Source organism: Microbispora sp. NPDC049125, from assembly GCF_040802045.1.
Lineage (GTDB): Bacteria > Actinomycetota > Actinomycetes > Streptosporangiales > Streptosporangiaceae > Microbispora.
Genome location: NZ_JBEZDW010000057.1, coordinates 14516 through 37784, shown reverse-complemented (window position 1 = coordinate 37784; position 23269 = coordinate 14516). Strand labels below are relative to the sequence as shown.

General features: G+C 72.5%; 19 protein-coding genes. 2 read left to right on the top strand and 17 right to left on the bottom strand.

What is annotated here, in order from left to right; translation table 11 throughout:
- Positions 1-1182 precede the first annotated feature (1182 nt).
- Both AB0B72_RS37885 and AB0B72_RS37880 read right to left on the bottom strand, forming a co-directional pair.
- Positions 1183-2022 carry an oxidoreductase gene (locus AB0B72_RS37885; protein WP_367744428.1) on the bottom strand — a complete coding sequence of 280 codons (840 nt, stop codon included), beginning with the start codon at positions 2020-2022 and terminating at the stop codon, positions 1183-1185.
- Between the two features lie 2 nt (positions 2023-2024).
- Positions 2025-2972 carry an SDR family NAD(P)-dependent oxidoreductase gene (locus tag AB0B72_RS37880; protein WP_367744427.1) on the bottom strand — a complete coding sequence of 316 codons (948 nt, stop codon included), beginning with the start codon at positions 2970-2972 and terminating at the stop codon, positions 2025-2027.
- Positions 2973-3101: 129 nt separating this feature from the next.
- Here AB0B72_RS37880 and AB0B72_RS37875 point away from each other — a divergent pair, with 129 nt between their 5' ends.
- Positions 3102-3686: a TetR/AcrR family transcriptional regulator gene (locus tag AB0B72_RS37875; protein ID WP_367744426.1), complete on the top strand. Its 585-nt coding sequence runs from the start codon at positions 3102-3104 to the stop codon at positions 3684-3686.
- Between the two features lie 279 nt (positions 3687-3965).
- On the opposite strand, the gene AB0B72_RS37870 is transcribed toward AB0B72_RS37875, so the two are convergent.
- The 3 genes from AB0B72_RS37870 to murQ form a co-directional block, all read right to left on the bottom strand.
- A complete protein-coding gene (locus AB0B72_RS37870) occupies positions 3966-6677 on the bottom strand; it encodes a Tat pathway signal sequence domain protein (protein ID WP_367744424.1) in 2712 nt (903 codons plus the stop codon).
- Between the two features lie 401 nt (positions 6678-7078).
- Positions 7079-8176 (bottom strand): serine hydrolase domain-containing protein, encoded by a 1098-nt coding sequence (locus tag AB0B72_RS37865; protein ID WP_367744422.1) that lies wholly within the window; start codon positions 8174-8176, stop codon positions 7079-7081.
- Between the two features lie 56 nt (positions 8177-8232).
- Positions 8233-9135, bottom strand: a complete 903-nt coding sequence (gene murQ / locus AB0B72_RS37860; RefSeq protein ID WP_367744421.1) for an N-acetylmuramic acid 6-phosphate etherase — start codon at positions 9133-9135, stop codon at positions 8233-8235.
- Between the two features lie 30 nt (positions 9136-9165).
- Here murQ and AB0B72_RS37855 point away from each other — a divergent pair, with 30 nt between their 5' ends.
- Positions 9166-10275 (top strand): exo-beta-N-acetylmuramidase NamZ domain-containing protein, encoded by a 1110-nt coding sequence (locus tag AB0B72_RS37855; protein WP_367744419.1) that lies wholly within the window; start codon positions 9166-9168, stop codon positions 10273-10275.
- A gap of 13 nt (positions 10276-10288) precedes the next feature.
- Here the strand turns inward: AB0B72_RS37855 and AB0B72_RS37850 are convergent, their stop codons facing one another.
- From AB0B72_RS37850 to AB0B72_RS37795, 12 genes are all read right to left on the bottom strand, one after another.
- A complete protein-coding gene (locus tag AB0B72_RS37850; protein WP_367744417.1) occupies positions 10289-11179 on the bottom strand; it encodes a GNAT family N-acetyltransferase in 891 nt (296 codons plus the stop codon).
- A 5-nt stretch (positions 11180-11184) separates the two neighbouring features.
- Positions 11185-12192, bottom strand: coding sequence for an ABC transporter ATP-binding protein (locus AB0B72_RS37845; protein ID WP_367744416.1), 1008 nt, complete (start codon positions 12190-12192; stop codon positions 11185-11187).
- Positions 12189-13187, bottom strand: a complete 999-nt coding sequence (locus AB0B72_RS37840; RefSeq protein WP_367744415.1) for an ABC transporter ATP-binding protein — start codon at positions 13185-13187, stop codon at positions 12189-12191. The genes AB0B72_RS37845 and AB0B72_RS37840 overlap by 4 nt, the downstream gene beginning before the upstream one ends.
- 3 nt (positions 13188-13190) lie before the next feature.
- Entirely contained in the window at positions 13191-14123 is a 933-nt protein-coding gene (locus AB0B72_RS37835) for an ABC transporter permease (protein WP_367744414.1), read from the bottom strand.
- Positions 14120-15157: an ABC transporter permease gene (locus AB0B72_RS37830; RefSeq protein ID WP_367744413.1), complete on the bottom strand. Its 1038-nt coding sequence runs from the start codon at positions 15155-15157 to the stop codon at positions 14120-14122. The genes AB0B72_RS37835 and AB0B72_RS37830 overlap by 4 nt, the downstream gene beginning before the upstream one ends.
- Positions 15154-16965, bottom strand: coding sequence for an ABC transporter substrate-binding protein (locus tag AB0B72_RS37825; protein WP_367744412.1), 1812 nt, complete (start codon positions 16963-16965; stop codon positions 15154-15156). Before AB0B72_RS37825 ends, AB0B72_RS37830 begins: the two co-directional genes overlap by 4 nt.
- 88 nt (positions 16966-17053) lie before the next feature.
- Positions 17054-18019, bottom strand: a complete 966-nt coding sequence (locus tag AB0B72_RS37820; protein ID WP_367744411.1) for a MurR/RpiR family transcriptional regulator — start codon at positions 18017-18019, stop codon at positions 17054-17056.
- Positions 18020-18284: 265 nt separating this feature from the next.
- A complete protein-coding gene (locus tag AB0B72_RS37815) occupies positions 18285-19847 on the bottom strand; it encodes a glycoside hydrolase family 3 N-terminal domain-containing protein (RefSeq protein ID WP_367744410.1) in 1563 nt (520 codons plus the stop codon).
- On the bottom strand, positions 19844-21109 hold the full coding sequence (locus tag AB0B72_RS37810; protein ID WP_367744408.1) for an N-acetylglucosamine kinase: 1266 nt from the start codon (positions 21107-21109) through the stop codon (positions 19844-19846). Before AB0B72_RS37810 ends, AB0B72_RS37815 begins: the two co-directional genes overlap by 4 nt.
- Positions 21110-21187: 78 nt before the next feature.
- Positions 21188-21412 carry a hypothetical protein gene (locus AB0B72_RS37805; protein WP_367744407.1) on the bottom strand — a complete coding sequence of 75 codons (225 nt, stop codon included), beginning with the start codon at positions 21410-21412 and terminating at the stop codon, positions 21188-21190.
- A 276-nt stretch (positions 21413-21688) separates the two neighbouring features.
- Positions 21689-22435, bottom strand: a complete 747-nt coding sequence (locus AB0B72_RS37800) for a YcnI family protein (RefSeq protein ID WP_367744406.1) — start codon at positions 22433-22435, stop codon at positions 21689-21691.
- 142 nt (positions 22436-22577) lie between these two features.
- Entirely contained in the window at positions 22578-23144 is a 567-nt protein-coding gene (locus AB0B72_RS37795; protein ID WP_367744404.1) for an MFS transporter, read from the bottom strand.
- Between the last annotated feature and the right edge of the window lie 125 nt (positions 23145-23269).

The following is a 23269-nucleotide window of genomic DNA, read 5'->3' as shown; positions in this document are numbered from 1 at the left end:
GGCGGCAACGCGGCCAGCCCCTCAGGAATCGGCACCCCCGGCCGATCCTCCCCCCAACCCCCCAACCACCCACCCCCACCACGACAAGCCACCGAAGCCACCGACTCAGCCACCCGCTCAGCCCCACCGTCGGCCACCAACCCGGCCTCAGAATCGGCCACCGGTTCACCCACAGGCCCCGCCGCAGGAGTCTCCATCGGCCCGGCCACCGGCTCGGTCACGGAGGCCGCTATCGGTTCGGGTGCAGGTCCTGCCACAGGCGGGGTCACCCGGTCGACCGGGGAGCCGGCCACGGCTGCACCGCTATAAGCATCAAGGCCGGGCAGGGGCACCGGCTCAGCCTCGGCTGCGCCAGCAGAGGAACCGGAGCACCGATCGTCGGCCACCGCCGAACCAACAAGGGTGAAAGGACGCGCCACGGCGGGACGGCCGCCACCAGGTGCCCAGCCAGGCGACTGAACAGACGGCGACACCGGCAGCCGAGCCGACGAAGACGACGGCGAAGATGCGGACGAAGACGACGGCGAAGATGGAGACGGAGCTGACACGGCGGGCACCCCCCTGACCGGCAACGAAAGCGACAGACTGCCTCCCGATCGCCCGGACCGGGAACCCCTCACGCAGACTCAGCTACTCATCACACGGCGCATGGCCCACAACGGCCCGCCAACTAAGCTCACCTGTAACGGCTACCCCCACCCTATATCGAACACACGCTCGATGCAAGCCGTGATCGCCGCTCGACGCGACAGCGGCATTGAATCGATCAACGAGCTAACTGCGCTTCGCACGAGCCGCGCGGGTGGCCGACCCGGCCCGGCCGCACACTTCACTCCAGGCTCCAGGCCATGATTCGCGGTCACGCGACCGCCTGCCGCGCCCTCAGAGGGCGGCCCCCGCCCCAGGATCTAAGAGCGACCGCTCTCTGGGCATCCACCTCTGACGAACAAGCCGCCGAGCCGTTCGAACCCCAGCGAAGCCACAGACCCTCGAACCACCGAATCCGGGTTATCCACTGGCACCGCCGAAACATCAGCCCCGAAGGCTTCGGGCCTTCCAACCCCAAGCCTTCGGTCCCCAAGCGTTCGGCCCCGGAAAGGATGACCGGGAAAGGATGACCGCACGTGCCGGCCCCCGCCGGCGCGTACGGTCATCTCCACGTGCCCGCACACCGCCAGGTGGTTACTCGCCGGGCGGGAAGTCGGCGGACGCGCTCACCTCGGCCCACTTCTCCGCCTCCGCGGCCCGCGATTCGGAGGCCTTCCTGGCGGACTCCACGGCGGCCGCGCCGAGCAGCAGGCGCAGCGGCGGATCATCATGGCGCACGATGTCCATAATGATCTTGGCTGCCCGTACCGGGTCCCCGGGCCACTTCTCGACTGTCGAATCGCGGTAGCGGTTCATCTCCCCGACCGTCTGTTCGTAGTCCTCACCCACCGGTGGGACGGTCATGGACGACCCGCCCCAGTCGGTGCGGAAGGCGCCGGGCTCGATGATGGTGACCTTGACGCCGAACGGCTTGACCTCGTTGGCGAGGACCTCCGAGAAGCCCTCGACGGCCCACTTCGCCGTCTGGTAGGCGCCCATGCCCGGCGTGCCGCCGACGCGTCCGCCGATGGACGAGAACTGGACGAAGTGCCCCGACCGCTGACGGCGCAGCACGGGCAGCGCCGCCTTGGTGACGTTGACGACCCCGAACAGGTTCGCCTCGATCTGCGCGCGGAAGCTCTCGTCCGGCATCTCCTCGATCGCCGCGCTGTCGGCGTAGCCCGCGTTGTTGACGACGACGTCGAGCCCGCCGAACTCGTCGAGCGCCGTCCGGACCGCCGCCCCGGCGGCGGAAGCGTCGGTGACGTCGAGCGCGACCGCTCGGACACTGCCGCCGTACCTGCGCACGAGATCGTCGAGCTGCTCGGGGCGCCGCGCGGTCGCGACCACCCGGTCGCCGCCTTCAAGGGCGGCCTCGGCCAGCGCGCGGCCGAGGCCGCGGGAGCTGCCGGTGATGAGCCAGATCTTCGCCATGATCAGCTCGCCAGGGTGTCGACGGAGACATGCCACAGCAGTGCGGCCGCTTCGGGGTCGAGCGCGTACGGCGCGACGCCCCGGCGCGTGCCGGGCTGGTTCTCCTCGGCCTCGTTGCAGTCCTCGAAGTAGCGGCCGCCGACACCGTCGAGCAGCGGGGAGGTCGCGACCAGCACGGACGTGGCGGCGCCCTGCTCGGGCGTCTTCCAGGCGAAGCTCGTACCACCGCTCGCGGCCCGCATCCGCTCGAGGTCCTCGTCGGTGACGTGCCGCTGCAGGTTGGTCCGGATGGCGCCCGGCATCAGCGCGTTCACCGTGATGCCGTCGCCGGCCCAGCGCCGGGTCGCCTCGACGGCGAACAGGACGTTGGCCGTCTTCGACTGCCCGTACGCCAGCCACGGCTCGTACGCCCGCTCCCGGAAGTGGATGTCGTCGAAGACGACGGGCGAGCGCAGGTGCGCGGACGAGCTGACGGAGACGACCCGGGCGCCGCCGGCCGCGGCCAGCGCGCCGTGCAGGCCCGTGGCCAGCGCGAAGTGGCCGAGGTGGTTGGTGGCGAACTGCAGCTCCCAGCCCTCGGGCGTGCGCGTCTCGGGCGACGCCATCACGCCGGCGTTGTTCACCAGGATGTCCAGGGGGCCGTCCCAGGCGGCTGTGAACGCCGCGACCGACGCCTGGTCGGCGAGGTCCAGCCGCGCCACGAGGACCTGCTTGCTGCCGGTGGCCGCAGCGATCTCCTCGGCGGTGCGCCGCCCCGCCTCGGCATCGCGTACGGCGAGGGTGACCTCGGCGCCCGCGCCCGCGAGGGCCTTGGCGGTCTCGACGCCGATGCCGGACGCCCCGCCCGTGACGACGACGCGGCGGCCGGTGAGATCGATCCCGTCGACGACCTCGGCGGCGGTGGACTCGGCGGTGAACGGAGTGGTGATACGGCTGGTGATCGACGTCATGATTTCCCCGTCTGTCCCGAAGGCCGGCTCGCAGGCCGGACCGGTACAATCAAAAGCGGAGGAAACTCCGCTACGCTCGACTGTAAGCGGATGAACCTCCGGTTAGCAAATCACTCCGAGGAGGACCCCGTGACGGCAACCGGAAGCCGGCCGCTGCGCGCGGACGCGCAACGCAACCGCGACCGGCTGCTCGACTCCGCGGTCCGCGCCTTCTCCCAGGAGGGCCCGGAGGTCACGCTCGACTCCATCGCCAAGGACGCCGGCGTCGGCATCGGCACGCTCTACCGGCACTTCCCCACCCGTGAGGCGCTGATCGAGGCGGCCTACCGCAACGAGCTGGCCCGCCTGTGCGACTCCACGGCGGAGCTCCTCCAGGCCCTTCCCCCGGACGAGGCGTTCCGCGCCTGGATGGACCGCTTCGTCGACTACATGACGACAAAACGCGGCATGGCCGACGCGCTGCGCGCCGTCATCGCCTCCGGCGGGAACCCGTACGCGCACAGCCGCGACCGGCTGACCGGCGTGATCACGACGCTGATCCGGGCAGGCGCCGCCGCGGGGACCGTACGGTCGGACGTCGAGCCGGGCGACGTGCTCGCGAGCCTGAGCGGCGTGTCCCTCGCCGCGGGGGATCCCGAGCGGCGCGACCAGGCCGGCCGCCTGCTCGACCTGCTCATGGACGGCCTGCGCTACGGCGTCCCTCGCGAGGACTAGAAACCCGCCAGGACTGAACCCGCGGCGACCAGGACCCACGCCAGACAAGGACCCACGCCAGACAGGGACCCACGCCAGACAAGGACCCACGCCAGACAAGGACCCACGCCAGACAGGGACCAGCGCCGGTAGAACCCGCGACGAGCGGCACCCGCGTACGGCTGCCGCCTGCGGCTTCTCCCTCCTTGTACGCGGCGGGGCCGAAGGCCGCCAGGCGCCGAGATCCGCCAAAGCGCCGGATAAATGCCGGATAGTGCCAGATCACACGGTGGCCGCCGATCAGGGGTTGGTGATCTTGTCACCGACGAGGGCCAGGTTCTGGATGGCGGCCAGGCCGTACAGGGCGGTGGTGTTGGTGGACACCCACGCGGCCTCCTCCGTCGGGTTGAGCGTCGAGGTGACCTCGACCGAGCTCCACGGCAGGCCCGGGCCGTACCCGTCGCCGGTGTAGAACTCCGTCCACGCCCGGGTGGCCAGGTCCTCCCGGTTGAGGCGGACCGCGGCGTACGCGGTGAGGCGCGAGTGGCCCTGCCTGAGGATGAGGCTGCCGAACGACGCCCCGGTCTCCGCCGTCTGCTCGGCGGCCGTCCCGTTGAACAGCCGGCAGTACTGCAGCCACGCCTTCTCGAACTCGGGCATGTCGATCAGGTCGATGAGCTCGGCGCATACCTCGACCTGCCCGAACATGGCAGACAGGTGGGAGACGGACACCTTCTTCTCGGCGGGCGCGAACTCGCCGGTGTCGATGTCGTACAGGCCCTCGCCGGTGACGAAGCCGTTGGGCATCGCGGCGATGGTCCGCATCGTGGCCCTGAGCTTCCTCTCCGCGATGGGGTCGCCGCCGCGCTCCCACTCGGTGAGCCATGCGGCGACCAGCCCGCTCCAGTCGGTGCCGAGACCGACGCCCAGCGCGTGCGGGTCCGGCGTGTACGGCTCGGTGCGGATCTTGCGCAGCGGGTCGAGCGCCAGGAACGTCTTGTCGGAGTCCACCAGGGACCGCATGAGGTCGCCGGTCCGCTCGTCGGCGGTGAGGAAGTAGTAGAACCGCCGGTAGACGGCCGTGGAGATGCGCTGCTGCTTGGCGCTGTCGGCCCAGTGCTGCACGCCGTGCCGGGTGCCGAGCCCCGCCCACTCGCCCAGGTGGTAGACGTCCACCTCGCCGGTGTGCCGGGTCATCGCCTCGGCGAACCGGTAGACGTCGGCCCGTCCCGAGCGCAGGTAGGCGTACCAGAGCCACATGTCGGGTGACAGCTCGGAGTTGTCCCACGCGTAGCCGCCGACGTCGTACCGCCAGACCCTGCGGTCCTCGTCGTAGGTGTGCATGATGTCGCCGTAGTTCCAGAAGCCGTACCAGTGCCGCTGGTCCACCTGCCCCTTGTAGAAGGAGAACAGGAAGTCCAGGTGGTCCTCGACGGCCTTCTTCGCCGGCGTGGAGCGGTCGACCGGGCCGAACAGCCCGCCGAACACCTTCGCCGCGACCAGGTGGCCGACCGGGTTGACGATCTGCGGCGGGGTGCGGACGGTGTCGGCGAGCGCGGCCAGCCGGTCGGCGGCTGGCGTGGCGGGCAGTGCCCAGAAGGTCAGCTCGGTGGTCCTCGCGATCCCGTACGGCGTGCCGAACCCGGGCTCGTAGTCCTCGTAGGTGATGTTGAGCCCTTCGATCTGCTCGGGGTAGGTGTCCTGGCCCATGCCGTCGTGGTAGAAGCGCATGTCCATCGGCCCGGCGTCCGGCGACCAGAGCCAGACGGTGACCTCCGCCTCGTCGGTGTGGGCGCCCCGGATGTCGAGCCGGGTGGGGTGGCGCTGCCAGAAGTCGCGCATCCCGAAGGCGAGCCCGCCGCCGACCCCGCCGACGTAGCCGAAGCCGGAGGCGCGCCCGCCCTGGTCGACGCCGACCCAGCCGTAGCCCTTCTTGGTGCGCTTCTTCAGCGTGAAGCCCTCGGAGGTGAGCTGGCTGAGCGAGTAGTCGCCCCACTCGGGGATGTACTGCAGGCGCGTGGTGACCCGCTGGTCCCAGGTCGCGGGGTCGGGCAGCCTGGTGCCCGCGACCTGCGCCTTCCGTACGGCGAGGCCGGGGTCGCGGCGCAGCCCGGTGATGCCCTTGACCGCTTCGGTGAGCATGCCCCGGCCGTCGCCGACGAAGCGGACGTGCCGGTCGTAGGTGGCGTCGCGCATGGGGACGGCGAAGCGGACCCCGAGCCCGGCGATGAAGTCCTTGCGCCCCTCGCTGTCGAAGACGAAGGTGTGCAGCATGCGGACGGACTCCGCGCCAGCGTAGAAGTAGAGCCGCACCGTGAACGGCAGCCAGGCCTTGCCCTTCTTGTTCAGGTGGCGGCCCTCGACCCGGATCACCGCGCGAACCGGGCCTGACTGCTCGACCGTGACCTTCTGGATGTCGCTCTCGAAACGATCCAGGACGGTCGAGCTCTCCTCGCTCTCGTCCATCTTGTCCTGCTTGAGGTTGACGAGCCGGCCCTTGCGGGCGATCTCGACGTCTCCGCGCCAGATCTGGCTGATCAGCTCGGTGCCGCTCTTGCGGACGCGGGCTTTGATCACGCCGGTGTCGACGTCGACGTGGTTCTTCTCGTCCTTGACCGTGACCGGTTCGGCCGGGGCGGCGGGGGTGCCTGCCGTGAGGGTGTAGCTCTCGGCGGGGACGTCCGCGGTGATGGCGTGCGCGGTCCACTTCAGCGACCCGTCGGGCCAGTAGGCCAGCGGCCAGGTCTGCACCGGGACGGCCGCGCCCCCGGCGGCGGTCAGGGCGAAGGTCGTCTCCCTGGGGACGACGCCCTTCGGCCAGGGCGTGCCCCAGGTGGAGAAGGCGGCCACGCCGGGCTTGTCCTCCAGCCACCGCAGGCCCACTTCGGGCGCCGCCGCGAGCGCCTGGCCGGACGCCGCGCGGGCCTGGCCGGTCGGCAGCGAGGCCAGCGGCACAGCCGCGCCGCCGGCGGCGATTCCCCTCAACACGTCCCGTCGGGTGATTTCAGGCATGGCTCTGCTCGACCTCCGTGCTGGTGATGGATGGAACCCCGAAACAGCCGGGCTCGCGCGCCGGTCGCCCATCCGCATGTCACGGTCGTCGGACCGGCCGTGACCGGGCCCGCCGGGATGACTCCTGGTCCCGATCCGCGCTCCCCGGTAAGCGCTTTCCCATACGTGCGGCCGGAGTTTCGGGTGCCTTTCATGGAGCTGGGGTGCCGCCCGGCTCCAAGGGAGCCCGGACGGTCGGCGAACTCAAGCCCCGGCGCCGCCTTCGACACCCGAGATCCCGGTGACACGGCGCCGCGGAGCGTTTTACATCCCTGTCACCGGGGATTAAAACGTTCTTTTCCGGTGCCTGCAAGACCCACTTGGATTCGGGCCCCTGTCCTTGACGCGAGATCCGTGATCGGTCACATCGGTGCGCGGCCCCGGCCGTGGGCGAGGCGCGCCCCCTCGGCGGCGACGGCCGTACGCAGGTCGCGGATGCCGGGCCGGCCCCTCAGCGGGTGCACGTTGTTGGTGAGCAGGACGATCGTCAGGCGGCGTCCGGGATCGACGACCAGCGACGTGCCGGTGAAGCCGGAGTGGCCGAAGGCGTCGTGGAGCGGCCCGACGATGGCCGGGTCGCCGATCCGCACGCCGAGGCCCTGGCGGAACGAGGCGCCCGGGACGCCCTGGTCGCGGAGCATCTCGCGGACCGACTCGGGGGCCAGCACGCCCGCGCCGCCGGTCCGCAGCATCTCGCCGAAGCGGAGCAGGTCGGCGGTGGTGGAGAACAGCCCCGCGTGGCCGGCGACGCCGCCGAGGGCGTGCGCGGTCTCGTCGTGAACCTCGCCCCGCACACAGCCGCGTCCCGGCTTGAACTCGGTGGCCACGATCCTGGGCAGCAGCCCGGGGCCCGGACGGAAGAGCGTGTCCGCCATGCCGAGGGGGCCGGTGACACGCTCACGGACGAGCAGGTCGAGCGGCGCGCCCCCGGCCTCCTCCGCCACCCGGCCGGCGGTGATCAAGCCGACGTCGGAGTAGACGTGCGCTCCCCGTGGACCGGAGGCAGGGGTGGACAGGATCAGGTCCCAGCGGCTGTCCGGCGGCTCGCCCTCCACCCGGCGGCCGGGCGGCAGGCCGGACGCGTGGGTCAGCAGGTGGCGCAGGGTGATCTCGGGCCGGTGGCCGTAGTGGGCCGGGAGCCAGGCCGCGACCGGGCCGTCCAGGTCGGCCCGGCCCTCCTCGGCGAGCGAGAGCAGCACGACGGTCGTGAACAGCTTGGTCAGCGACGCGATGTCGAAGACCGAGCCGGGCCCGGCGGGCGGGCGGTCCTCCAGGAGGGTCTCCGCGGCGTCGCCGTAGCGCGCGGCCTCCCCCACGGCGGCCGACGCGACGACGTCCCCGTCCACGGCGACCAGCGCGGCCGCGGCGGACGCGACCCCGGGCACGGCCGCCCGCAGGACGTCCTCCAGGGCACCGCCTGCCGTCTCCTCCGGCCGCCCGGCCACACGTCCCTCTGGCATACCGCCACCACTTCTCTCAGCCCGCGGCCGGAGCCGGCCGCGGCTCCCGGATGGGATCAGGCGCCGCGGAGGGCCGCGGCCAGCCGGCCGCCGCTCGCGGCGAGCAGCGCCCGCGCGTCGTCCGCGCCGACGCCCCGTTCGATCATGACGACGGCGGTCTTCACATCACGGCTCGCGTCCTCCAGGACCTCACGCGCGGCCGACGTCTCCGCGCCGGTGATGTCGGCGACGATCCGGGCCGCGCGGTCGACGAGCTTGGAGTTGCTGGCCACCACGTCGACCATGTAGTTGCCGTACGTCCGCCCGCACCTGATCATCGTGATCGTCGAGATCATGTTGAGCACGAGCTTCTGGGCCGTGCCTGCCTTGAGCCGGGTGGAGCCGGTGACCACCTCGGGCCCGACGATCACCTCGATGGCGTGGTCGGCCTCCGCCGCGAGGGGGGTGCCCTCATTGCACGCGAGCGCCACGGTGAGCGCACCCAGCCGGCGGGCCTGCGCCAGCGCGGCCACGACGTACGGCGCCCGCCCGCTGGCCGAGATTCCCACCACCGAGTCGAGCGGGCCGGTGTTCTTGCTCAAGATGACGGCCGCGCCCGCCTCCGCGTCGTCCTCGGCCCCCTCGACGGACCGCACAAGGGCGGCCTCCCCGCCCGCGATGACGCCCTGGACCAGATCCGGCCGGGTGCCGAACGTGGGCGGGCACTCCGAGGCGTCCAGCACCGCGAGCCGTCCCGAGGTGCCGGCGCCGACGTACAGGAGCCGGCCGCCGGCCGACATCCGCCTGGCCACGTCGTCGATCGCGGCGGAGATCGCCGGGACGGCGCGGCCCACCGCCGCGGGCACGCCGGCGTCGGCCGCGTTCATGAGCCGCGCGATCTCCTCCGTGGAGAGGGTGTCGATCCCGCTGTAACGGGGATCGCTCTGTTCAGTGGCGAGAGCGGCGAGTGATTGCGTCATGATTCCTCATATTTGGAGTGCTTTATCCAGATGAGTCGCGTGCGCACGGGCCTGGAGAGGCTGGCCGGCGGTCCGCGACGGGCCGCCGGGCACCGGGTCGGCCTCATCACCAACCCCACCGGAGTCCTGCCCGATCTGACCCCTTCGGCAACGGCCCTGCTGTCGGCGGGTGTGCGGGTGACCGCGCTGTTCGGCCCCGAGCACGGGCTGCGGGGCATGGTCCAGGCGGGCGCCGGGGAGCGCGACGCCGCCGACCCGGTCACCGGCCTGCCCGTGTTCGACACCTACCAGCGGCACGGTGACGTGCTCGACGAGATCGTGGCGTCGTCCGGAGTGGACGCGCTGGTGTTCGACGTGAGCGACGTCGGCGCCCGCTTCTACACCTATGTGTGGACGATGTACGACCTGATGGGCTCCGCCGCACGCCTGGGGCTGCGGTTCACCGTGCTCGACCGCCCCAACCCCATCGGGGGAGCGCTCGCCGAGGGCCCGCCGCTCGACCCGGCCTTCGCCAGCTTCGTCGGCCGGGTGCCCGTCCCCGTACGGCACGGCCTCACCGCCGGCGAGATCGCGCTGCTCGCCAACCGGACGGCCGGCGCCGAGCTGGAGGTGGTGCCGGTCGAGGGCTGGCGGAGGGACCGCTGGTTCGACGAGACCGGGCTGCCCTGGGTGATGCCGTCGGCCAACATGCCGACCCTCGACACCGCCACGGTCTACCCCGGCACCGGCCTGCTGGAGGGGACGAACGCCTCCGAGGGCCGCGGGACCACCCGGCCGTTCGAGCTGATCGGGGCGCCGTACGCGGACGGGCGCCTCCACGCGGAGCTGTGCCGCCTCGGGCTGCCGGGGGTGCTCTTCCGCGACACGTGGTTCACCCCGTCGTTCGGCAGGCACGCGGGCGCGGCGGTGCGCGGCGTCCAGCTCCACGTCTGCGACCGGAACGCGTTCTTGCCCGTGCTCACGGGCGTGTCCATCCTGCACGTGCTGCGCACCCTCTACCCCGGCGACTTCGCCTGCCAGCCGTTCCTCGACCTGCTGTGGGGCTCGGACACGCTGCGCCGCGCGCTCGACGAGGGCGGGGACCCCCGTCCGCTGTGCGCGCCCCCGCGGCCACCCGGCCCTGAGCTGCTCTACGACTGACACGGGCCCGGCCTCAGCGCAACGGCCGTCGGTAGAGCCAGAAGACCCGCTCGACCCGCGCCGCGACCGCCCGCGAGTAGAACCGGATGGGGCCGACCCAGCTGATCTGCGCGCTGCTCAGCCCGGCGGCGGCCTGCTCGGCCAGGCAGCGCCGCAGCAGGACCCGGCCCACACCCAGCCCCCGGGCGGCCTCGGCCGTGCCCATCGGGCCGAACCACAGCGGGCGCGACCCCCAGGCGGCGAACCCGAGGATCTCCCCGTCACATACGGCGTAGTGGAGGCCGGTCGCCTGCTCCGCCTCCCACGCCCAGTTGGCGTTCCACTGCTCCCGGACGAACGCCGCCACCTCGGCCCGCTCCCCCGCGGGGGCGGCGTGCAGCGCGACCCCGGCGGAGGCGAGCCGCGCCAGGTCGTCCTCCTCCCCCCCGGCCGGGACGGGGAGGTCGACCGTCATGTTCCACGCCGCGTGATACCGCTCGTATCCCCAGCTCTCGGCGAGGCAGACGGCGGGGGTGTAGCGGACGTCGATTCCCGGCCAGCCGTAGCACGGGGGGTTGCCCCTGAACCGCGCCTCGATGGCGCCCTGCGCACGCAGCCACTCCTCGGCCGCCTCCAGCAGTGCCCGGCCGATCCCCCTGCCCTGGGCGGCCGGATCGACGGCGATCAGGTCGATGTGCCCGGCGTCCTCCCCCGACATCGAGGCGAACACCACGCCGTCCAGGTCAGGCGTGGCCAGGGCCGTCCAGCGGCGTCCTTCAGGCGGGTCCGCCAGGCGCCGTACGACGAGGGCGGCGCCGCCGACGCTGTCGGCGGTGTCGGCGGTGTCGGCGGTGTCGGCCCACAGCGCGGCGGCGGCCACCTCCTCCGCCCGGGGGCCCGGTTGTATCGGGGAGATTCCACTCATGGTGATCACTTACCCGCGCCCACCGGGACGACGCTGCGGCGGCGCGGATGGAAGCACGCGTGGCGCTGGGCGCTGCCGCCGTAGTGGCCGAGCTCGGGGGTCTCACGCTCGCAGCGCTCGGTGCGGAAGGGGCACCGGGGCGCGAACAGGCAGCCCTCGGCGGCGTCCGGCCGTCCCGGCGCCTCGGTCGGCACGACCCGCTCCGCGCCGGGCCGTTCCAGCCCGTGCAGCACCGGGACGGCCGACAGCAGCGACTGCGTGTACGGATGCACCGGCTCGGCGATGATCGTCTCCGTGGGGCCGCGCTCGACGACCTGGCCACGGTAGATCACGTAGAGCTCGCTGTCGTCCCCGATGTACCGCGCGGTGGCGACGTCGTGGGTGATGAAGAGCACGCCCACGCCGAGCCGCTGCCGCAGGTCCTTGAGCAGGGACAGGATGCCGAGCCGCAGCGACACGTCGATCATGGAGACGGCCTCGTCGGCGACGAGCACCTCGGGGTCCATCGTCAGCGCCCTGGCGATCACGACGCGCTGCCGCATGCCCCCGGAGAGCTGGTGGGGGTAGCGCGGCAGCACGTACCCGGGGTCGATGCCCACCAGGGAGAGCAGCTCCTGCGCCCGCGCGTCCACCCACGACCTCGGCCGGCCGGTCCGGCGGGCCCGCAGCGCCAGCGGCGCCTCCAGCGTCTGGTGGATCGTGCGGGTGGGGTTGAGCGCGGAGTAGGGGTCCTGGTGGATGAGCTGGATCCGCCGGAAGTACGGCTGCCGCCGCCGGTGGCTCAGCCCCGACATGGGCGTGCCGTCGATGACGATCTCGCCAGCGTCGTGGGTCTCCAGGCCGGCGATGATCCGGCCGAGCGTGGTCTTGCCGCAGCCGGACTCACCGATGAACGAGACGGCGCCGCCCTTCGGGACGGCGAAGTCCACGCCGCGCAGCGCCGGCACGTCCCGGCCACCCAGGACGGACCCCCGCTGCCGGTAGGTCTTGGTGATGCCGGTCCCCGTGATCACACGAACTCCTTGTGCTTGGCCGGCGTGAGCGGGGCCGCGTGGCAGGCGACGCTCCGCCCGTCGTGGTCGGTCCTGGCCGGCTCGACGGTCTCGCAGACCTCCATCCTGCGCTCACAGCGCTCCCGGAACACGCAGCCCCCCACGGGGAGCGTCCCGAGCGTGGGCGGGCGGCCCGGCAGCGCACGGGCCAGCGAGATGTCGCCGGTCAGGCGCGGGATCGCGCGGATCAGCCCCTGCGTGTACGGATGCTCCGGCGAGCCGAGGACGTCGGTGACCGGGCCGTGCTCCACCACCCTGCCGCCGTACATGACGGCGAGGGTGTCGGCGACCTCGGCGACCGCGCCGACGTCGTGGGTGATGACGAGCGTGGTGAGCCCCCGCTCCTCGTGGATCTCCCGGACGATCCGCAGGATCGTCGCCTGGGTGATCATGTCGAGGGCGGTGGTGGGCTCGTCCAGCACGACGACCTTGGCGTTGAGCACGAGCGCGAGCATGATGCCGACCCGCTGGCGCATCCCTCCGGACAGCTCGTGCTGGTAGGAGTCGAGCACCCGGGCGCCGTCCATGCCCATGCGGGCGAGCAGGTCCTTCGCCTCGCGGACCAGGCCGCGCAGGTCGTCCACCTCGTGCGAGCGGCCGAGGTCGAGCAGCTGCCCGCCGATGGTCTTCAGCGGGTTGAGCGAGTTCTGCGCGGCCTGGAAGACGTACCCGATCCGGCTCCCGCGGGTGCGGCGCAGGCTCTCCCCGCCGAGCCTCAGGACGTCGCCGAGCCCGTCGATCTCGACCGAGCCGCCGGCGATCCGGCCGGGCGGCTGCACGGCGTTGAGCAGGGACAGCGCGAGGGTGGACTTGCCGGAGCCCGACTCGCCCACCACCCCGGTGATCGTGCCGGGCGACAGAGTGAGGTCCACGCGGGAGACGGCGGGCAGCTCGCCCGCCGGGGTGCGGTAGACGACGGTGAGGTCCTTGATCCGGACCTCGGGCGGGGGCGTCATGGGTCACTCCTCCCGGAGGCGGGGATTGAAGATCTCGTCCATCGCGTCGACGATCAGCACGATGCCGAGCGTCAGCAGCAGGATCGCGAGCAGCGGGGCCAGCAGGTACGGCAGGGCGGCGGGCGTGGTCAGCGCCCCGCCGTTGAAGACGGCGAGGTTCAGCATCACGCCCCAGTTGTTGGACTCGAACGGCAGCACGCCGAGGAAGAACAGGCCCACCTGCGCGTAGACCGCGCCGGTCACCGCGATGAGCATGTTCATCGCGATGTACGGCGCCATGCCGGGCAGCAGCTCCCGGCCGATGATGTGGGTGGTGGGCAGGCCCAGCCCCCTGGCCGCCTCGATGAAGCCCCGCTCCCGCAGCGACAGCGTCTGCGACCGCACGGCGCGGGCGATGCCGCCCCACCCGAGCAGGCCGAGCACCAGGCCCATCTCCAGCGGGCCGGTGAACTTCCACACGGTCGACAGCACGAGGAGCAGCGGCAGCCCCGGGATGGCGAGGTTCATGTCGGTGAGCCGCATGAGCGCGGTGTCCCAGCGGCCCCGGCGGAAGCCGGCGAACAGCCCGATGGCGGTGCCGAGGGCCACCGTGATGAGGGCCGTGGCGAGGCCGGTGAGCAGCACGTACCGCGCGCCGGTGACGACGAGGGCGAGCACGTCGGTGCCCTCGAAGTCGGTGCCGAAGGGGTGCGCCAGGCTGGGCGCCGCGTACAGCGCGTTGTCGTCCCTGGGCAGGTGGCCGGGGTAGAGCAGCGGCCCGAAGACACCCATGAGCGCGAACAGGGCGACGATGGCGACGCCCGCCATCCGGCTCGGCTTGCGCCGCATGACCCGCCACACGCCGCGCCAGAAGTTGCGCCGCAACGTCGCCCGCGTCGTCGTGGCGGGCCCGGTCAGCGGGTCGCCGACGCCCTCGGGGTTGATGATCACGGTCACGTCGCGCCTCCGCTCCTGACCCGGGGGTCGATCACCGTGTACAGCAGGTCGGCGGCGATGTTGGCGACCACGATGCCGATCGTGATCACCAGGAAGGTGCCGCCCATCAGCGCGTAGTCGCGGCTGCTGATGCTGTTGACGAGCAGCAGCCCGAGACCCGGATAGTTGAAGATCTGCTCGATGAAGATCGAGCCGCCGAAGAGCATGCCGATCGACAGGGCGAGGATCGTGAACAGCGGCAGGATCGCGTTGCGCGCGAGGTAGCGGAACACGATGCCGCGCCGCAGCCCCCGCAGCTCGGCCGCGAGGATGAAGTCGTCGCCCAGCACGGCGACGACGTTCGACTTCATCGCGAGGATCCATCCGCCGTAGCTGGCCAGTGTGTACGTCACGACGGGCAGGACGGCGTGGTGGATCAGCGAGCCGACGTATCCGGCGTTGAGGCCGGGGACGAAGTCGACGTCCACCGGCCCGCCCGACGGCATGACGGGCCACAGCGTCGCGAAGATCGCCGTCAGCAGGAGCCCGATCACGTACACCGGGATGCCGTGCAGCAGCGAGCCGGACAGCGCGAGCAGGTCGCCGAGCCGTCCCGACCGCTTGATGGCCGCGTAGACACCCATGGTGACGCCGAGCAGGAAGCTCAGCAGCGTGCCGGCGAGGACCGGCAGCACCGTCCACCGGGCGGCCGAGCCGATCAGCGTCGTCACCTCGACGCCCGGCGTGCTCAGCGACCGGCCGAGGTCGAGATGGGCCAGCGATCCCAGGTATCCGAGGTACTGATGCCACAGGCTGCCCGTCGGCAGGAAGCCGTACAGCACGGCCGTGGCCCGTTCGGCCTGCTCGGGGGACATGCCCTTCTGGATCAGGCTCTCGTACTGCCCGAGCACGGGGTCCCCGGGGATCTCCCGGATGATGACGAAGCTGATCGTCGCGACGACCCAGATCATCACCACGCCGCGCATCAGGTGGCCGGCCACTCTCCGGGCGACGGCGAGAGCCGACCGGGGCCGGCTTCGGACCGCTTGTGTCATGCCTGCCTCTTCTTGATCATCCCGAGCTGCATCCAGACGCCGGACGACAGCCGCAGGGCCTCGTCGTCGTCCGGGGGGAACGCCGTGTACCGGGAGGTGTTCACGAACTGGGTGTTGACGTAGTCCCACAGCTGGATCACGGGGAGCTGCTGGTTGGCCACCCGGGCGAGGACGCCGACGATGCGCTTCTGCTCCCCGGGGGAGACGAAGTTGAGCTTCGCGGTCAGCTCGCCGGGGTCCACCTTCCCGTCGGGCCCGGCGTCGGCCGTCTCCGGGCCGCCCATCCAGTTGCCCTCCGTGCCGGGCGCGACGTGCTTGAGCCGGCCGCCGAACATCTGCCAGCCGTTCGCCTGGCCGTACAGGCGCTGGAAGATGTTGTACGGCGAGGGCCCGAGGCCGATGAGCCAGAACCCGATGTCGTACTTCCCCTGGGCGAGCTCGCCGAGGTAGAGCGTGTAGTCGGCCGCGGTGACGACGGTCGCGTCGATGCCGTGGTCGCTCAGCTGGCTGGTGATCGACTTCGCCGCGGCGACCCAGTCGGAGAACGACGCGGGCACGTGGATCCGCACGGTCCACGGCGACCCGTCGGGCATCGCCCACTTGCCGTCGCGCCTGGTCATGCCCGCCGCCTTGAGCTCCGCCGCGGCCTTCGCCGGATCGACGCGGTAGGGGTCGAGCGCGTCGAACCCGGAGCCGAGCCACACCCGGGCCGCCTTCGCGTGGATGCCGGACGTCGTCGCCGCCGGCGTGCCGCCCTCCGGCGAGGCGATCCTGGTGACCTGCGCGCGGTCGATGAGGTAGGCGATCGCCCGCCGCACGTGCACGTTGTCGTACGGCTTGCGCGCCTGGTTGAACGCCATCGACGTGGACACCGGCGAGTAGCCCGTGACGACCCCGCTGCCCCTGGCCTCGCGGATGCGCCGCATCACCGCCGTGGGCACCGAGGTGAACGGCGCGTTGTCGAGCTGGCCGGAGATCAGGTAGTTCCAGATCTGCTCGTTGCCGGTGTAGTTCAGCACCTTCACCTTGTCCGGCACGATCGACCGGCTGGCGTAGAAGTAGGGATTCTTCCGCAGCAGCGCGGCCCCCGGGTTCACCCGCTCCAGCACGAACGGCCCGGCGGACACGTCGTGCTCGGGGCCGAACCCGATGACCTTCTCCGCGAGCCCCGTGATCTTGCCCTTGGCCTGTTCGGCGGCGGCGCCGCTCGCCTGCTGGGCCGTCTTCAGGGTCTGCCAGAAGTCGGGGGGAAGTAGCCGGCCGAACACGTGGGCGGGGACCACCACCGTCGACAGCAGGTTGCCGAGGAACGTCGCGCTCCGGTTGGCACCCTGGGTGATCTCGATCGTCTTGGGGTCGATCACCTTGATGTCGGCCGCCGCGCCCGCCGCCTTCGGGTCCAGCGCGTACGCCGTGCCGCCCTGGGTGTAGGCGAGGCCGATCGACACGCGGACGTCCTCGCTGGTCACCGGCTTGCCGTCCGACCAGCGGGCGTTGGGCTGCAGGTGGATCACGACGGACGACCTGTCTGGGGCGGCCGTCCAGCTGCTCGCGATGGCGGGGTAGAACTGGTCGGGGTCGATCGGATCGTTCTTCTGCCAGGCCAGCGCCATGCCGTTGTAGCCCGCGAAGACCGACCCCACGGGGTTGAACGGGTTGATCGGCGCGCTGGCGTTGATCTGCTTGCTGCCGTCGATCGTGGTGTAGACGCCACCACCCTGCTGGGCGGTGTCCGACGCCCCCGTAGTGCCGCAGGCAGTGACGGTGGCGGTCGACGCCAGGGCCACGATCGCCGCGAGTCGCTTCATGGGCTGCTCCTGGTTCCCGGTTGCCTGGACGATACGGGCGACGTCAGGACGCCGTCAATTTTTTCCGCCTATGAAGTCAGATATGGAGTTAATTTTTACTCAGGCCGTCTAGCTGCGGCGATGCGGGCGGAGGTTGGGGCCGGGACCGTCTGCGGGGGTCGCCGAGGAACCGGTCGAGCGCCGCCCGGGTCGCCTTGAGCGCCCCGTCGGAGGACTCGTACGTGCGCTGCGCGAGGCTGACGAACACGCAGTCGACGATGAGGAGCTGGCTGATCCGGCTCGCCAGCGCTCCGGGGCGGAAGTCGGTCTCCCGCCCGGCGGACACCAGCACGTGGTCGGCCAGCCCGGCCAGGGCCGAGCGCGGGTTGTTGGTGATGGCGACGGTCACCGCGCCCGCCTCCCGGGCCGTCCTCATCGGCTCCAGGACGTCGGGGGTCTCACCCGAGCAGCTCACGCCCACCGACACGTCCCCGGGGACGGCGAGCGCCGCGCCGGTCAGGGCCAGGTGGACGTCGGTGAACGCGTGGCCGGGCACGCCGATCCGCAGCAGCTTCTGCGCCATGTCGGCGGCCACCAGGCCGGAGGCGCCGACGCCGTACACGCTGACCCTGCGCGCCCCCGCCAGGGCCTCCACGACCGCGCCCAGCCGCTCCGGGTCGAGCTGCGCGGCGGTGTCCGCCAGCGCGTCCGACTCCGCGCGCGCGACCTTGGCGATCAGGTCGGCGAGGGGGTCGCCGGGAGCGAGGTCGCCGGGCACCAGCCGCTCCGGCCGCGCCCTGGCCGAGGCGGCGGCCAGCGCCAGGCGGAGCTGGGAGTAGCCGGAGAAGCCGAGCGCGCGGGCCGTCCGCACGATGGTGGCCTGGCTGGTGCCGGAGGCGGCGCTCAGCTGGGTGATGGTGCTGCGGGCGACCGTCGCGGGATCGTCGAGGATCAGCCGGGCGACGGCCCGGCCGGCCGGAGTGAGGGACGGCAGCACCGCCCGCACCGTGGCGACGAGGCCCTCCGCCGCCGGTCCGTTCGATCGCTTGGGCGGGGCCGGGGGGCGCTGGCTCACGGGGTCTCCTTGAGGTGGCTCTTGGGGTCGCTCTTGGGGTCGCTCTTGGGGATGGCTCTTGGGGGGCGCCCATGGCCGCGGTGACTGCGGCGACTTGGTGACTGCTGTGACTGCAGTGACTGCGGGGATCACGGGGCGAAGTCATCGCGTGGAGCATGGGATGGCTCATGGCTCACCATGTGGGCCGGCGCGCGGCTCACCGCGCGGACGGTCATGTGGATCACCGCGCGGACGGGCGCGTGGATCACCCGATGGCTTGGACGGCTCACGGCGACGCCGTCCCGGGACCCGCGGTCAGCCAGCGGGCGGCGGCCCTGGCGGACACCGCCGCATTCCCGTGCGTGGCGAGGTGCACACGCCCGACGGGCGCGCCGGGCACACCCGTCTCCACCACCACCGCGTCCGGCCGCGCGCGCACAGCCTCGTCCAGGAGCCGCCGCATCCAGGCGTGCCGTACGGCGTCGTGGACGGCGATGACCACGGGACGGCGCGGATCCGACAGATCGGGCAGCGCCTCCCCCTCGCCGACCTCGGCCTCCGCCGTGCCCGGAAGGATCTCGGCGAGCGCCCCGGCGAGGCCGAACGACCTGGCGCGGCCGACGGCCTGGCTCTGCCGCGCCGCCAGCCGTACGACGAGCGGCGCCGTCTCCAGCACCGGCCGGTCGGGAGCGCCCGTGGCGCGCAGCGCGGCCGAGGCGGCCGCGAGCCCGAGTGCCCTGCCGGCGTCGTCGACCGCGCCGGCACCGGTCTCCCCGGCGACCGCGGCCCGGGCGCCGGCCTGCCCGGCGTGCCAGGCGGCGAGCCCGAGCACGCGCTCCGCCGCCTCCGCCAGCCTCCACTCCGGGAGCCGTCCCTCGCGGACGGCCTGGACGATCGCGTCGCGTAGGTCGTACACGCTCCGCCCGCCGGGGGACGACACGCCGACGCAGATGACGTCGGCCCCCGCGGCCAGAGCGCGGACCGCGATCTCCGACGGCTCGTACAGCGCGGCGACGGCCCGCATCTCGATGGCGTCGGTGACGGCGACGCCGCCGAACCCGAGCTCCTCGCGCAGCAGCCCGGTCAGCACGGCCCGGCTCAGCGTGGCGGGGACGTCGTCCAGGGCGGGGACGAGCAGGTGGCCGCACATGACGGCACGCACGCCCGCCGTGATCGCGGCGCGGAACGGCGCCAGGTCGCGCCGTTCGAGCACCTCCCGCGACGCCGGCACGGTGGGCAGCGCCAGGTGGGAGTCGGTCACGGTGTCGCCGTGACCGGGGAAGTGCTTGGCACAGGCCGCCACACCGGCGCCCTGGAGGCCGGCGATCCATGCCACGGCCTGACGGGAGACGACCTCGGGATCGGAGCCGAACGAGCGCACCCCGATGACCGGGTTGCGGGGGTCGGCGTTGACGTCCACGACCGGCGCGTAGTCGAGCGTGATCCCCGCCGCGGCGGTCAGCCCGCCGATCCGCCGGGCCACCCGCTCCGTCACCGCGACGTCGTCAGCCACGCCGAGGGCCAGGTTGCCCGGCCATGAGCTGCCTGTGGCGGCCTCCAGCCGGGTCACGGCGCCGCCCTCCTCGTCGACGGCGACGATCACCTCCGGGTTCTCCTCACGCAACGCCGCCGTGAGCGCGGCGGTCTGCTCCTGGGTGGCGATGTTGCGGGCGAAGAGGATCACGCCGCCCAGGCCGTCCGCCAGTGCGCGGAGCAGCCATTCGGGCGGCACAGCTCGCCGTGCTCGCGCGCTTTCGAACCCAGCCCCCTCGAACCCAGCCCCATCGAAGCCCGTGCCCTCGAAGCCCGGTTGGAGCACGGTCATGGCCATCCGGTCCAGCGCGCTCACGGGTCCCCTTCCCCATCGCCGATCAGCGCCCGGTGGCCTTTCACCGCGCGGGGGTCGCCGGGGGGCAGGGCTTCCCGGAGCGCGAGCGCGGCGGCCCCCGCCGCGCCGTCGCGAGCGGGCACCCAGGCCACTCCCTCCCCCAGCCGCGCCCGTACGAGACGTGCCAGCTCGGTCGGCTCGGTCAGCAGGGAGCCCGCCAGCACCAGCGGCCCGGCCGCCGCGTCCGGCAGCCCGTGGCCTCCATCCGAAGAGCCACCATCCGAAGAGCCACTGGCCGAAGAGCCAATGTCCGGCGAGCCACCGCGGGTCACGAGGCCGTCCGGGAAGCCGTTGCCGGCTCCCCTGCCGTCCGGAGAGCCGCCGCCCGGCCCTTCGCCCTCACGCTCACCCTCACCCGCGCCAGCCCGGCCGCGAGCGCCGGTGGCGCCGTCACCTGTCCCGTCGCCTGTCCCGTTGCCCGACTCCTCGCCTGCCTCGGAGGCGGCTCGGGCGTCCGCGCCGCACCGTTCCTGGACGACGCGGGCCGTATGGCAGAGCCGGCGCGCGGCCTCCTGGACGATCCCGGCCGCTACGGGGTCGCCCTCCGCCGCCGCCGCGTCCACCAGCGGGGCGAGGGTCGCCAGCCACGCGGGCCCGGAGTCCGCGATCCGCGAATACACGGCCGCGACGAGAGCCGGGGCGACCGCGTGGCCGTCCGCCCGGGATTCCGCGGGCCCGCCGAGCACCGCGCCGGCGATCCGGGCGGTCAGCGTGGTGGTGGCGGCGCGGCCGTCGACGGCCTTCAACGCCGCCGTGACGGCGTGCCGGCCCAGCCATACCCCCGAGCCCTCGTCGCCGAGCAGCCAGCCGAGACCGTCGGCACGCTGGACGACCCGCCGATTCCGGATCTGGGCCGCCATCGCCCCTGTGCCGGACACCAGGACCGTCCCGTCCGGCTCCGTGGTGGCGCCGGTGAAGGCGACGAGGACGTCGGCGACCACCGAAGGGCGTCCGGGCAAGCCGGCGTCGTGCCACGCCCGCTCGGCCAGCCCCTCCGCCCGGGCCGCGCCCGCCAGGCCGAAGACGCCCGCCGCCACCCGTGAGCGGTCGAGGTCGCCGAGAGCCGTGAGCAGGGCCGCGAGCAGATTGGCGGAGGGGTCGCGCACCGAGACGGCGTTGGCCCCGCCCGCGCGCCCCCGGCCTACGATCTCGCCGGTCTCGTCCGCCACCACACAGCGCGTGCTGGTGCCCCCGCCGTCCACTCCGACGAACAGAGCCCCCACGACCGCCTCCCGGCGTAGATACCTTCCAACAACCTACAAGGCACTGGAGAATATCTACAAAGACGGGCGGGGCGCCGGCTACTTCCTGCTGTCGGTCAGGTCGACGAGCGCGGTCGCGGCGCGGAAGAACTTGTTGCGCCCCATGTCGCCGACCGTCTTGATGTTGAACGCCTCCTTGAGGAGCTTGGCGTCCCCCTCGCTGACCCCGGCGAGCGCCTCAACGGGCGCCTTGATCAGCTCATCGAGGCTCATGTCCTCGTACTTGCGGTCGAGCAGCTTGGCCAGATCAGCTGAAACAGCCATATGTCCCCCCGGCGTGAATGGCTCTCCCTTACCTTCTGAGGTTCCCGAACGGGCTCTCATCTAAGCCCCGGCTCTCATGAGGCGACCGTCGATCATTCATCGAGCCAGGCTGAGGCGCGGCGCGGGATGCGCGGGCCCTCTTTCATCGAGCCCCGCTGCGGGGCGGCGCGGGATGCGCGGGCCCTCCTTACGGGCCCGCGCATCCGCACATCACGGGGTAACCGCCCACGGCGGGGCGGCGGACCCCGTCAAAGGGTGCCATCCAGCTCCGGCGGCCTAGCTCCGGCGGCGCAGCCCCGCGACACCGGTGGCGGCGCCGGCGAGGCCGACGACGATGCCGATCGCGCCCAGGATCCGGGCCGTGTCGTCGCTGGAGCCGCCCTCGTCATCGTCGTCGTGGCCACCATCCACCGCGGCCACGACGGAGGGCTGGGCGGAGGGGGAGGACGGCGCCGCCGCGCCCTGATGCCCGCCGGTCTCCTCCGCGGCGGGCGCCACGAGCTTGAGGGTGGGCACCGGGTGCTCGGCCTCGGAGCCGTCGGCCTTGGCCGCGTCCGCCCACTTGACGACCTCGCCGTTCGAGTAGGTCTGCGTGGTCGGGAACGGGAGCTGGTCGACGTTCTTGGGCAGCGGGCCGACCGACGCCTCGAACTCCTGGAACTGCCCGGGCTCGATCTTCCCGCCGGACCAGGTGATCTTGAGAACGGCCTCGGTGACCTTGTCTCCGTCGTCGGAGACAACCGGCTTGGGCAGCTTGCCCTGGGTGAGTTTCACGTCCCATCCGGGCACCGGCCGTACGGACACGAACGGCAGAGGGTGGTCGGTCGGGAAGGTCACCTCGATCTTGGTCGTGGAGGCCTTGTCCCGCTCATTGGGAACGCGGAAGGCGATCTTCGTCCAGCCGCCCTGCTCCGCGGTGCCCGGGTTGATGGTCACGTGGGCGAGGGCGGGGAGGGCCAAACCGATTGTCAGCGCGAGAGCACCGGCTGTGATCGTGGCGGCGCGGCGGATGAGGGCGTCCATTGCCATGAGGGTTTCTCCAGTCGTCTGCGTGAATGCCTGTGGCGCGCGGGCCGCGCGACCATCACGGCGGAGGGCGAACAGACCCTCCGGCCGGGATGCGCGGACGCTCGCGCGAGAGCTCGCGAGGAGCTCGGGGGACAGCTCAGAAGACGGGGAGAACCGGCGGCCCGCGACGGACGACCGCGTGCCTCAGCAGGCACCGGGGCCGCGGAGTCCCGGCGCGCGCGAAGCGGACCAGGCGGGGCCCGCGCGCGCCGGAAAGGTCGGCGCGGAGCAGGGCGATCAGCGGCGCCAGGGCCCTGAGTGCGCCCGCGCCCAGTCTGCGAAGGATCGACCAGAGCGCGGTCTCGCCGCGGGACAGCCACCAGCCGGTGAGCAGCGCCGCGGTCAGGTGGGCGGTGAGCATCCCCACGCGCACGCTCAGGGCGTGGGAGTGCGGATCCCCGGAGACGGGGGGGATCCCGGCCGTGCCGAGGAGCTCGTGCAGGAACACCTGGGCGGCGACGAGAAGGCCGATCACGGCCGCCGGGGGCCGTTCCCTGCCCGCCAGGGCCGTCGCCCCCGCCATGACGACCAGCACGCCCACCAGGAGCACCCCGGGATCGGGGCCGGCGCCTCCGGCGAAGCGGTGCGCGCCGACGCCGAGGATCACGCAGACGACCGCGAAGGCGGCAGACCGCGCGAGCCGGAGGGGAAGATTGGCGCGCATGACGCTCGGGATTATCCCATAGCAGCGGGGTTTCCCGCCGCCTGCGCGGGAACTCAGGAACCCGGGGGACCTTGCCGGGACGCGTCCGGAAGCAGGCGTTCCGCCGGTCTGCGCGTCATTTCGGC